The sequence below is a fragment of the Bartonella sp. HY038 genome (genome assembly GCF_014117425.1).
In the GTDB taxonomy this organism is placed as follows: domain Bacteria; phylum Pseudomonadota; class Alphaproteobacteria; order Rhizobiales; family Rhizobiaceae; genus HY038.
On sequence record NZ_CP059725.1, the window covers coordinates 768,375 to 781,364 of the forward strand.

10 protein-coding genes are annotated in these 12,990 nt (G+C 40.5%); 6 read left to right on the forward strand and 4 right to left on the reverse strand.

Translation table 11 applies throughout. The features are described 5' to 3' along the window. Positions 1-140: 140 nt before the first annotated feature. The 4 genes from H3299_RS03190 to rpiA all read right to left on the reverse strand — a co-directional run bounded on the left by H3299_RS03190 (position 141) and on the right by rpiA (position 5,262). Positions 141-1,520 (reverse strand): class II 3-deoxy-7-phosphoheptulonate synthase, encoded by a 1,380-nt coding sequence (locus tag H3299_RS03190; protein WP_182418879.1) that lies wholly within the window; start codon positions 1,518-1,520, stop codon positions 141-143. A gap of 158 nt (positions 1,521-1,678) precedes the next feature. Continuing rightward, positions 1,679-3,070, reverse strand: coding sequence for a glutathione-disulfide reductase (gene gor / locus H3299_RS03195; protein WP_182418880.1), 1,392 nt, complete (start codon positions 3,068-3,070; stop codon positions 1,679-1,681). Between the two features lie 292 nt (positions 3,071-3,362). Further along, a complete protein-coding gene (locus tag H3299_RS03200) occupies positions 3,363-4,157 on the reverse strand; it encodes a DUF2059 domain-containing protein (RefSeq protein ID WP_182418881.1) in 795 nt (264 codons plus the stop codon). Positions 4,158-4,563: 406 nt separating this feature from the next. Next, positions 4,564-5,262 (reverse strand): ribose-5-phosphate isomerase RpiA, encoded by a 699-nt coding sequence (gene rpiA / locus H3299_RS03205; RefSeq protein ID WP_182418882.1) that lies wholly within the window; start codon positions 5,260-5,262, stop codon positions 4,564-4,566. Between the two features lie 393 nt (positions 5,263-5,655). Here rpiA and H3299_RS15630 point away from each other — a divergent pair, with 393 nt between their 5' ends. The 6 genes from H3299_RS15630 (at position 5,656) to hslV (ending at position 12,931) form a co-directional block, all read left to right on the forward strand. Continuing rightward, positions 5,656-5,970, forward strand: a complete 315-nt coding sequence (locus H3299_RS15630; protein ID WP_246708195.1) for a (2Fe-2S)-binding protein — start codon at positions 5,656-5,658, stop codon at positions 5,968-5,970. Beyond that, complete coding sequence (gene bfr, locus H3299_RS03210) at positions 5,936-6,421, forward strand: bacterioferritin (RefSeq protein WP_182418883.1); 486 nt, start codon at positions 5,936-5,938, stop codon at positions 6,419-6,421. Before H3299_RS15630 ends, bfr begins: the two co-directional genes overlap by 35 nt. A gap of 751 nt (positions 6,422-7,172) precedes the next feature. Next, complete coding sequence (locus H3299_RS03215; protein WP_182418884.1) at positions 7,173-11,189, forward strand: autotransporter outer membrane beta-barrel domain-containing protein; 4,017 nt, start codon at positions 7,173-7,175, stop codon at positions 11,187-11,189. Between the two features lie 403 nt (positions 11,190-11,592). Then, the gene (locus H3299_RS03220; protein WP_182418885.1) at positions 11,593-11,820 is read left to right on the forward strand and encodes a hypothetical protein; all 228 of its coding nucleotides are present in this window, start codon (positions 11,593-11,595) and stop codon (positions 11,818-11,820) included. Continuing rightward, positions 11,817-12,194, forward strand: coding sequence for a type II toxin-antitoxin system death-on-curing family toxin (locus H3299_RS03225; protein ID WP_182418886.1), 378 nt, complete (start codon positions 11,817-11,819; stop codon positions 12,192-12,194). The genes H3299_RS03220 and H3299_RS03225 overlap by 4 nt, the downstream gene beginning before the upstream one ends. A 179-nt stretch (positions 12,195-12,373) precedes the next feature. Beyond that, the gene (hslV, locus tag H3299_RS03230) at positions 12,374-12,931 is read left to right on the forward strand and encodes an ATP-dependent protease subunit HslV (RefSeq protein ID WP_182418887.1); all 558 of its coding nucleotides are present in this window, start codon (positions 12,374-12,376) and stop codon (positions 12,929-12,931) included. Positions 12,932-12,990 lie beyond the last annotated feature (59 nt).

Here is a 12,990-nt window from a genome sequence, read left to right on the forward strand (position 1 = left end):
AAACGCGGTGTAAACAATGGATTGGAGCGCCGATCTGATCCAATCAGATCGAAATGCGCTCTAATTATTCAGATATGCTTTAATGTTTTATTAAATTGATAGCAAAAGGGCCACTTGGTAAACCAAATGGCCCTAATTTTTTAACTAGCCGCAGCCTTGCCCGCGCTTTCAGCATCGCGGTCACGCTTTAATAGCTCCGCCACCAAAAACGCTAGTTCAAGAGCCTGGTCGGCATTAAGACGAGGATCACAATGGGTGTGATAGCGGCTTGATAAATCATCACCGGAAATAGCTTGCGCACCACCAATACATTCAGTGACGTTTTTGCCGGTCATTTCAATATGGATGCCACCTGGATGGGTGCCTTCCGCACGATGCACATTGAAGAAAATTTCAACCTCTTTCAATATACGATCAAATGGGCGGGTCTTATAGCCAGCAGCCGTAATGGTGTTACCATGCATAGGATCGCATGACCAAACAACCTTACGACCTTCACGCTCAACAGCACGAATAAGTTGCGGCAAATGATCTTCAACTTTATCATGACCAAAACGTGCAATAAGGGTTAAACGACCTGCTTCATTTTCTGGATTTAAAATATCAATAAGGCGTAAAAGATCATCTGGTTCTAAGGATGGACCACATTTTAAGCCGATTGGGTTTTTAATGCCACGGCAATATTCAAGGTGAGCATGGTCGGCCTGACGCGTGCGGTCGCCAATCCAAAGCATATGGCCAGAAGTTGCATACCAATCACCACTGGTGGAATCCACCCTTGTCATGGCTTCTTCATAACCAAGCAGCAAAGCCTCATGGCTAGTGAAGAATTCTGTTTCACGCAGCATGTGGTTGGTTTTGGCAGTAATGCCAATGGCGCGCATGAAATCCATTGTTTCGGATATGCGCTGGGCTAGTGCCTCATAACGTTCACCTTGTGGACTATTGGACACAAAGCCAAGCATCCATTTATGGACATTTTCAAGATTGGCATAACCGCCCTGAGCAAAAGCACGTAAAAGATTGAGAGTTGCAGCCGATTGACGATAGACCATGGCCATGCGTTGCGGATCTGGAATTCGCGACTTTTCGTCAAACTCGATGCCATTGATAATGTCACCGCGATAGGATGGTAGTTCAATACCATTAATTGTTTCAAAATCACTGGAACGTGGCTTGGCAAATTGGCCGGCAATACGCCCAATTTTAACCACTGGCTTTGAAGAACCAAAAGTTAGCACAACCGCCATTTGCAAAAACACACGGAAAAAATCGCGGATCGTATCAGCCTCATGCTCAGCAAAGCTTTCCGCGCAATCTCCGCCCTGCAGCAAAAACGCCTTACCTTCAGCAACATCAGCAAGCTCGCTTTTAAGGTCTCTTGCTTCCCCGGCAAAAACAAGCGGTGGGAAACGGCTTAAACGGCTTTCTACATCGGCCAAAGCGGCGGCATCAGGATAGGCTGGAACCTGTTTAATCGGCATTGATCTCCAGCTGTGCGGTGTCCAGTTTTTTGTCATGGCTCTTAACTCACTTACCTTAATTCAAAATCTGCGTGAGGTCTCTCCCCAGAAGATAGTGAAACTTATAAGACATATAAATAGAAACTTCTAGTCCCCAATATAATAATGGCAGCAAATGCTGCCATTTGTTTTGTTAGATTTATTTAGATTAAAGATTAACTATCAATACGCACGCCGCTTTTATAAATATAGCTTGGCTTATACATGGTTACCAATTCTTCAGCTGCGGTTGGGTGTACTGCCATAGTTGCATCAAAAATATCCTTGGTTAGTTTGCCTTTGAGGCAAATGCCAAGAACTTGAGCAAGCTCGCCAGCATCAGGTCCCATAATATGGGCGCCAATCACAATACGGCTATCGCCATCAACAATAAGTTTAGTTAACATGCGCTCGCTATTTCCCGAAATTGTATTGCGCATTGGGCGAAATAATGCGCGGTAAACCTCGACATTGGCATATTGAAGGGCTGCTTCTTCTTCTGATAGGCCTACAGTGCCAATTTCTGGCTGTGAGAATACTGCGGTTGCAATAAGATCGTGATCGGGCGCCGTTGGATTACTGTTAAAAGCAGTTTGCAAGAAACACATTGCTTCATGAATAGCAACGGGGGTTAATTGCACACGGTCGGTAACATCGCCAACAGCCCAAATATGGGGATTGCTAGTGGTAAGATATTGATCCACAATAATCGCGCCATGCTTGTCGGTTTTAACGCCTGCCTTTTCAAGGCCAAGCCCCGATGTATGGGGAACGCGTCCAAGTGCTAGCATAACTTGCCCTGCTTCAAGCAATTCACCATTGGATAAGATAACGCTATAATCTTCGCCGGTTTTAGCAACCTGCTTGATGGATGCATTATAAATAATTTTAATGCCTTTTTGGCTCATTGCATCATGCAATAATTGGCGCAAATCATGGTCAAAGCGGCGTAGGATTAAGTCACCACGATAAACCAATGTTGTATCAACACCAAGGCCATGAAAAATATTGGCAAATTCAACGGCTATATAACCGCCACCTGCAATGACAACAGATTTTGGTAATTGTGGTAGGTCAAAGACTTCATTGGAAGATATGCAATATTCGCCACCGTTGATTTGCTCGGCCCCCTGTGGGCGGCCACCCGTGGCAACGAGTATTTTTTCGGCGGTTATTTTTTCACCTGTATTTTTAAGTATAAGGGTATGCTCATCAAGAAACTCAACGCGGCTTTCAAAAATAGTAACCTTACTATTTTCAAGGCCCATACGATAAAGACCTTCAAGGCGGGTGATCTCGGTGTTTTTTTGGTCAACAAGATAGCGCCAATCAAATTTGGGCTCATTAATTGTCCAGCCAAAGCCCTTTGCATCATGAATGGTTTCGCGATAATGAGAGGCATAGACATAAAGCTTTTTAGGAACACAGCCACGAATAACGCAGGTTCCCCCCATGCGATATTCTTCCGCAAGACCAACTTTTTTACCCAAGGCGCCTGCAAGACGCGCGGCGCGCACACCGCCAGAACCACCACCAATGACAAATAAGTCAAAATCAAAAGAAGACACAATTAACTCCAAAATCTATGCGCAATCGGCAATTTCTATTAAAATAATGACTATTGCATAAAACAATAATAGGCAATTGTTTTAGGCTTGTTTTCGTCATGTTTAATAAAATTATATAGGAAGTGATGAATGCGGCTTTTAGTGCTGCGCGCTTAATAAATCTGTCTTACTAAATATTGAGCCACGTGGATGAAACGCATAGTGGAATTAAGGATCCTATTAAAAGCAAAAAGACCTTAGCCATTATAGCTAAGGTCGGTATGATAAAACGAAATAAATCTCGTCAATTTTATTAATTTGCAGGCTTAGCTTCTTCAGTTGCAGGCTTAGCTTCTTCGGTTGCAGGCTTGGCTTCTTCGGTTGCAGGCTTGGCTTCTTCGGTTGCAGGCTTGGCTTCTTCGGTTGCAGGTTTTGCTTCTTCAGTTGCAGGCTTTGCTTCTTCGGTTGCAGGCTTTGTTTCTTCGGTTGCAGGCTTTGTTTCTTCGGTTACAGGCTTTGTTTCTTCAGTTGCAGGCTTGGCTTCTTCGCTTTCTGTTTTTGGTGCATTTGGATCAACAATAACATTATTTTGAACAAATTTGGCATTTAACTCTTTGCCAACATTGGCAGCTAAGTCCTGCGCAATTGCTTGACGCCATACATCAAAAGCCTTGATTGTTTCGCCAACGGCTTCAGGTCCTTTGCTTAAAAGTTTTTTTCCTGCTTCCGAATTATAAAATGCTGCAATATCATTTAATTCTTGTTCTGAAAAATATTTCGCATAGGCATAGGCAGCTTCACGCTCAAGATCGGCACGGCGAGAAACCAAAGCTAGCGCTTGCTCATTTACAATCTCTGAAATGTCTTTTTGCAAATTGGGATCACGGCGCATTAATTCATTTTTTAACTCGCGGGCTGTGTCTGGTAAAAATGAATCAAATTGATCTGTCGCATGAATTGCAGAAATAGCTTTTCTAGCGGCCTGCAAATGGCCTTCCGTTACGGATTGCGCAAAGCTTGGCAATAGGCCAAAACCTAGGATAGCCGCCACAGATAAAGGCATGGTAATCTTGTGCGCAATACGGCGAACATTTTTTGCAATAGTCATAAACTAATTTCTCCAATTTAACCCCCTTAATAGGGGAGTAGCATTTTCTTCTGGTAAGGTTTTACCAAGCCAAATTATCATCTGTCTACATTTTTAAAACCAATGTAACGATAAAATGATATATTTTATTATATTGTCCATCTGCCAAAATTTAGGCAAGATCACTTTAAAAAGATTTTTGATAAATTGATGCTTTGTACAATAAAAAATTCTTACATTTTGACAAAAATCAGATATTTCAATCTAATTCAATATCAATTTTTTCTCTTTCCAGATAGTTTTGCCCGATGAGGCGCTAATACTGGTTAGATATTTGATCAAATTATCATTTTTTACCTGTTATTTGGATACGGCAATATTTACCTAATGGCACAACTTTATATTGAAAAGTATTATCGGGACGTGCTTAACGGGATAAAACCAAAATTTCACCTTGCTTATCCGCGATAATGGCAATGCCTGCAAGACCAAGAAACATGCCATGTTCAACTACGCCTGGAATGGATACCAAGCTATCGGCTAAAGCCTGAGGTTGTATGATAACGCCAAAGCTCGCGTCAAGAATAAAGTGACCGCCGTCAGTTACATATGGTTTGTTGCCATCATGTCGTAAGCTCACTGCACCGCTTAGCCCAAGGGTAAGGGCTGCTTTTTCGATGGCGTGTTTTGTTGCCGCCAAGCCAAACTGATTTACTTCTATAGGTAATGGAAATGCACCCAACTTTTCCACAATTTTAGAGCTGTCAGCAATTACAAGCATCTGCTTTGAAGCTGCGGCAACAATTTTTTCACGGAGTAAGGCGCCGCCACCACCTTTAATAAGGCTCAAGTTTGGGCCAATTTCGTCAGCGCCATCAATGGTTAAATCAAGTTCAGGCATTTCTTCAAGTGTTGCCAAAGGAACGCCAAGTTCGCGGCATAAATCCGCACTGCGCTGTGATGTAGGCACACCGCATACACGTAAGCCATCATTTACCCTTGTTGCAAGAAGTTTGATGAATTCATTTGCTGTTGAACCAGTACCTATACCAAGACGCATGCCGTCTGATACATATTCAAGTGCTTTTGCTGCAGCGGCAATTTTTAATTGATGAGCGTCTTGCATGATGATTCTTTCCCTAAATACGTGTTTTCCATTAATATAGCATATTTGTAATTCTGTTAACCCTTCCTTGCTCTCCTAGTTTAAGTAAGATTGGAACGTTATCCACAGCTAAGCCTAATTATTAAGTATATACATATCTTAATTATTTTTGGAAATAAACTTCAAAATGCGTCATTTCTCTTTACAGTTTAGACTCCCTCTAAACTAGATAAAAAAAATCCATCGCTATAACTTAAAAATTGACGCTTAAACTTGTGTTTTAATGTCATGTTTAATATATTGACAAAATTCAATGGGTCAAACTCATTGTTTCCATTATTGAAATCAGTTTGGCGTCACCTTCTGGTTGTCTTTTAATGGCTGGTCAAAATCCTGGTAAGAGAGTTGACTAACATGATTGTTTGCCAATGTAATGTCCTTAGCGATAAAGAAATTGAAGGCATTATTTGGCAATTTCTTGAAGACGATTGTTGGACCCTTGTGGTGCCCGGTCGTGTATTTAATGCTGCAAAAAAGCTTGGACGCTGTTGCGGTTGTTTCCCGAACATAGTAGAGACAATTATCAAAGTAACAGAGGCTTACCACCTCGCTCATGTTCGCGATGAAGAGAAAGTCATTGATTTTCTTGACAGAGTTCGCGCGCTGAGAACCAAGTTCGGGAGTATGGAATACCATGAAAGGCGACGCAAGAGTTATAGAGCGGCTTAATGAAGCACTCTTTTTAGAATTGGGCGCAGTAAACCAATATTGGATGCATTATCGCTTGACTGAAGATTGGGGCTTAACCAAGCTTGCCAAAAAAGAGCGCGAAGAATCCATTGAAGAAATGAACCATGCTGATAAGCTGGTTAAGCGCATTATTTTCCTTGAAGGTCATCCAAACATGCAGACCCTTGCGCCATTGCGTATTGGTCAAACAGTTAAAGAAGTATTGGAATGTGATCTAGCTGGCGAATATGAAGCTCGTGAATCCTACCGTAAGTCACGTGAAATTTGCGCAGAACTTTCCGACCATGTATCAAAGCAGCTTTTTGATGAGCTTCTTGCTGATGAAGAGGGTCATATTGACTTTCTTGAAACTCAGCTCGAACTTTTGAATAAAATGGGTGAAGCTAAGTACATTCAGCTTAATGCTGGTAGTGCAGATGTAGCCGAATAATTTTATAAGTTTGTTATGCTAATATTATCATTTAATACTAGGTTATTTGGTTATTAATTGATTGCATGCAATTGAGATGCAAACGGCAGCTGCGTATAGCAGCTGCCGTTTTTTTTATTTTTAGTGTTTCGATCTGTTTGCAGCTTTTAAGAAAGGCACTCTATCTTATTTTTGAGTTGTATGATGTCGTAGTTTTGGGGATCAAAAAGCGCCATCATTCTGTTATATTTTTATATTTTTTATAAATCATGGAAGCCAATTAAATATACTTAAATATTGAGTTTTATCATAGTCGCTAACTATACTGCTTAAAATTCATTTTTTGTATTTTGGCTGTCATACATGTTTGCTCTTTAGTTTCTTAATAGCTTCCATTGTTGATGGGGCTTTATTTAAACCCTTATGCCAAGCGTCGCGTCCAATATTTTTTTTCTTTTGGAAGAAGCGAAGGAAAAATATATAATAGATTTGATATCAATTGAGTAGAAATTTCTTTTATTTTTCAATAATTGCAAAAAATACTGAATTACGATTGTTTTATGGGGATTTTAATTTTATTTAATCTGTTGCAAAAATACACATGTTATAATTAAATTTTTTTATATTATGTTTACTTGTTGCTTGGTTTTCTCGACCACTATATGTTTGCTAAACTTTAGGGGTGAATAATTTGGGAAATATTATTCGCGAATTTTAACTGATATATTTTATAAAAACTTGTTTTTTAAAGTATTATTGGCGAGGGACTATAATGCAAAAGAAAATTTTGAAATCTGCGGTTTCGGTATTGGCTCTTTCTACTGCTGCTATTGCACTAATGCCAATGGCTGCAAGTTTTGCCGGTTCAATTGATTATGACGGAACGCCTGCAGACCAATCTCTTTTGCAAGAAGAGTTTATTCAGGATAATGATCCCAATACAACTTGGTATAGTTTGTATCCTGGAACCTTAAATGCACCAGGAAATACAGGAAATATTATTAACGTAACCAATACAACTGGTCTTGTAATTGATCATGATCCTTTAAATCCCTTGCCTGATTCAGCTTATTATAATGCCCCTCATAGTGTGTATGGTGGCTATACTGATGCAATTGGCGTTGCAATTACCGATAATAAAGTTTTTGTGTCGGGCGGACTGATTTCTAGCGATGTTCGTGCTGGCCGTGGTAAGGATGTTGTTACTGGAAATAGTGTTGATTTTAGCGGCGGTTGGGTGTTGGGCTCAATTTATGGTGGCTGGAGTGACGCTACTATTAACTCTTCTAATAATAGTGTCAGCATGACAGGTGGCCAAGTTAATGGTTCTGTTTATGGTGCCTTTGCAGCTAGCGATGGCATAGCATATGTTTCAGGCAATAAGGTATCAGTTTCAGGTGCAAGCACTGAAGCTTGGTTTGTTGTTGGTGCTGAAGGCATGGGTGAAGGTGAAGTTAATGTTTCAGGTAATAGCGTTGTAATTAATGATGGTGCTAAGACAGGCCGTGTGTTTGGTGGTGCAAATAGCACGACGGGTATCGTAACAAATAATAATGTCATGATTGCAACAGGTGCAACAGCTGAAGCTGTTTACGGTGGTGCAACTTATGGTTCAGGACTTGTATCAGGTAATTCCGTTAGCGTTAATAAAGCGAGCGTTAGCGATGAAATTTATGGCGGCTATGGTGATGATGTTGGTGCAGTCAGCAATAATCGCGTGAATGTTGAAAATGAGTCAACTGTTAATCAAGTTTTTGGTGGTTTTTCCAATGGCAGCGGAGCTGTTTCGTCCAATATTGTTACGCTTACAAATAGCACATCTTCAGATAAGGTTCATGGTGGGGCGAGTTATGGTTCTGGTCTTGTAGATAGTAACACTGTTAATATAAACAAGGCAAAAACTGAAGCGCGAGTTTATGGCGGTTATGGAGATGGTACAAGTGCCATCAGTAACAATAAGGTTATCGTTGAAAATGGATCAACGATTAATCATGTTTACGGCGGCTTTTCAAACAGCAATGGAACAGTTTCATCAAATAGTGTGGTGTTTGCTGATAGTACTTCTGTAGGTGAAATTTTCGGTGGTTGGTCTGTCGAAGGTGATGCAAACAAAAATAGTGTTTCCATTTTAAGCGGTACAATAGAAAATCACGTGGTTGGTGGTTATTCTTCTAGGCTTGGCAATGTTAATGATAATAAGGTGACAATTGCTGGGGGGGCTCAGATTACTGGTTCGGTATATGGCGCAATTAGTGAAACAGGAGGAGGCAATGCCGCAAATAACCTTGTGGACATGAGTAACGGCACAGTCTTTGGTGAAATTCATGGAGGCGCGGCTTTTGCTGGAACTGCACGCTTAAATAGTGTCTCTATGACAGGTGGTCTGTCAAAGGGTAGTATCTATGGCGGTTCAAGTGAGAGGGGCGAAGCTAATAATAATGCCGTTAGCATTGTAAATGCAGCGGTTGAGGGGCAAATTAACGGCGGCGTGGGGCTTAGTTTAGCCGCTGAAAATAGTGTGACCTTGTCAAATGCTGTCGTAAGTAATTTAGTTATTGGCGGGCGTACTTTTGAAGCCTCTAGCAGTGCAGAAGGAAATAGCGTCATTATTTCTAATGGTACAATTGCTGCAGAAACAATTGCGGGTGGTTTTAGTCAATTTGGTAAAGTTTCAAAAAATACAGTGAATATATCTGACAGTAATATCGCGCAATCGGTGTTTGGCGGCCGTGTTGATGATGGCACACTTAATAATAGCTATGCGAATAATAATAGTGTGGTGATTACTAATAGTACTATATCGGGAAGAGTTTCTGCAGGCGAAATTACTGGCAGTAATAATACCATAATCGGTAGTGGGGATGTTATTGCAAATAAATTGACAATTACTGGAAGCAGCATTGCAAGAGATGCAGTTGGCGGTTGGGCTGATGCTGGTTTAGTACAGCTCAATAATGTAACTGTGTCGAATTCAATATTATCGAAAAGTGCTGTTGGCGGTTATGTTGGTGTAGGCGCTGGCAATGCAGAACAAAATAGTGTTACATTGACCAATAATACAATTGTCACCGAAATGGCTATCGGTGGATATACTGCTAGCGGCAATGCAACCGGAAATAGCGTTTCCGTTACAGACGCTAAAATATCTCAAAATGTTTATGGTGGTTGGTCAGCCAATGGTGATGCAATTAACAATACGGTTACTTTAAACGGTACCAATGTTAATATTGCTGGTTTTGTTTATGGTGGCTTTAGTGTTGATCAATCCGGCGATCAATTTACTGGCAATACATTAAATCTCAACGGTTATCGTGGTAGCGTTGCAAGTATCTATAACGTGCAAAATTATAATTGGGTGCTGCCTAAAGATGTTGTGAATAATGATGTATTGGTTCATGTAACAGGCGATGCTGTTGACCTAAATAATACCAACCATACTGTTGCCATTGAAAATGACGGTAATAGGTTGAATGCTGGTGATCAAATTGTCATGATTGATAAGGCGACCGGTGCACCTTTAACTACGCCAACCGAAGCTCAGCAAGGGCAATTTATTATTTATGAAGTAAGTATGGCTGTCAATGCTGACAATAAATTTGTGTTGAGTGTAGCCAATCAGAAGGATGATACGCCAACTGAAGGCAATGCTGATAATGGTGAAACTGGCAGCAATACTAGCAATGAAACGAGTACTAATACTGGTAATGGTGAAACTCAAGATAACAATGTAAGCACTATTATTAATGAAGCTAGTCGCCCAAGTGTTACACCCGCAGGGCGCATCAATCCGCGTACAAAGGCTTATTCTGAAGGACGTGCGGGTGCCCTTGCCTTTGTCAATCAAGGCGGTGACTTAATTGCGGGCAGTGGTATACAAGCCGCTCTGACTGCAATTAACGCTGAAAGTGGCAGCGCTCAGCGCTTCACTGTTGCTCCTTTCATGATTTTAAGTGGTTCATCACAACGATTTAACACAGGTAGCCATGTCGATATTGATGGTTTCAATATGGCAGTTGGCCTTGCTGGTGCTGCTCAAGTTGAGGCTGGACATAAAATTATGTTCGGGGCTTTCTATGAATACGGTCATGGCAATTATAAAACTTATAATAGCTTTGACAGGTTGGCATCTGTTCGTGGCGATGGTGATACAGATTACAATGGCGGCGGTATTTTAGGACGCATTGAATTTGCTGGAACGGGTTTAGGACGTGTTGAAAATCTTGCTAGCACCCAAACGGATGGGCTTTACCTTGACGCATCATTGCGTGGTGGTAAAACCAAGTTAGCGTTTGATACTAACGATCTTTATGACGGTGACGGCTATCGCGGTCATTATAATAGTAAAGCTAGCTATATTGGTGCACATGGCACACTTGGTTATGTTTTCAACTTTGACGAAAAGCAAGCGCTTGATATTTACGGTCGTTATTTATGGACGAGAGTAAATGGCGATAATGTGGTGATTGGTAAAGATACATTGCATTTTGATCGCAGCAATAGTTCGCGCGTACAGCTTGGTGGACGTTATAACTATAGCTATAGCCAGCAATTTATACCCTATGTAGGTTTGGCCTATGAGCATGAATTTAAAGGAACAATTTCTGCTAATGCCTATGGTCTTGCTCTTGGGGAGCCATCATTGAAGGGTGATTCAGGTATTGTTGAAGCCGGATTTATGGTTCGTCCGATTACCACAACACCAAATTTGTCAGTTAATATTGGTGGCCAAGGTTTCTTTGGTAAGCGTGAAGGTGGTGCTGGCTCGTTAAAAGTGAAATACCAGTTTTAATATTGTTCGACTAGCTATCTTCAATCTCTAGTCTAAATCATCAATGAAATGCCAAGGGCTCATAAGGCGCTTGGCATTTTTGCTTTTCTTGAGTTGCAGCTAAATTATCAATCCAATGCAGTTATTTTGAATATTGTCAGAAATAGTAAAAACTTTAGTGATTTTACAAATTAGGCTCCAATGTTTCCGATCAAATGGGGCAAGTTACTTGGAAAATACGTTTTTAAAATAATGATTTAAACTATTTGTCAAAATATTCATATTTGTTATAGGGTTACTATTTTTATTTACCTGCGCAATAGATAAAATAGTGACCTTGTTGCTGGTTGATTTATAAGATATTATTATAATAAAAGAGATACTATATATTTTATTGTCGCTGATTATACTTTGAAAGTTTGTTATGAAAAATAGCCCCGTTAACAATATAAGTATTGATGTTGAGCTTTTGCAAAAGATTGAGAAAATCGCCGCAATCAAGAATTGTTCAGTTGATGAGCTTATTTATGATGCGCTAAGTGCGTTTATTGCTCTTAATATTGAAGCCGAAGGTTCAAGAGAAAGCATCATGCGTGCTTATCAAGAAAGTCATAAAAAATATGCCAGCCTTTATGAAAGGCTTGCCCAATGACTTTATATTTACGGCCAATTGAAGCGGAAGCCATTCATAAAGACCAAATCGCACGTTATGGCGGCGGAGATGGTATTCGTGATTATGGCTTGTTTGAAGCGGCTCTTTATCGGCCGCAACAGGGTTATTATTCTAGCCTTTTACAAGAAGCGGCTGCCCTTTGGGAAAGCTTAGGGCAAAACCACCCTTTTATTGATGGTAATAAGCGTACGGCTTTTGCCGTTACCTATACATTTTTAGCTATTAATAACATTGAAATGACCGCGAATGCTGATGACATATTTGATTTTATTATTAAGCAATATGATGCAAAAGCATTTACATTTGCCAATCTTGAAAAGTGGCTTATTAATAATACCAAACAGCGCAATTAGACCACATTTTGTGGTTTAATCCATTTAGGCTCTATACCATTTTCACTTAAAATATACCAAAAGATGGAACAATCGGCCTAGAAGTGGTTGTGTTTTATAAAAAGGCTTCCTAAATAGACTTATAATTGCGTCGTTAATTGCTAAAGAAGGATGACGGCGGCAGATTAGGAGTTCATTATATGATAGATCACAAACCAGATACAATTTACGGCACAACCATTGTTACAGTAAGAAAAGGTGGCAAGGTGGTTATTGCTGGTGATGGTCAGGTATCGCTTGGGCAAACCATTATGAAGGGAAATGCCCGCAAGGTACGCCGTATTGGTTCAGGTGGCCATGTTATTGCCGGTTTTGCTGGTGCAACCGCTGATGCTTTTACTTTGCTTGAACGCCTTGAAGCAAAGCTTGAACAATATCCAGGTCAATTAATGCGTGCGAGTGTCGAACTTGCCAAGGATTGGCGTACCGACCGCTATTTGCGCCGTCTTGAGGCTATGATGTTGGTTGCCGATAAGAATGTAACCCTTGCTTTAACCGGACTTGGTGATGTGCTAGAGCCTGAAGATGGTATTATGGCTATTGGATCGGGTGGTAATTACGCCCTTGCTGCAGCGCGCGCCCTTGCTGATACCGATATTGATGCTGAAATCATTGCACGCAAAGCAATGAAAATTGCTAGCGATATTTGTGTTTATACCAATAGTAATTTCACCGTTGAAACATTGGATGCTGAATAGGCATTATCTTGGTAAATTCTAGTAGAAAACCATTTATATTATTTGAATTATAAAAGCTG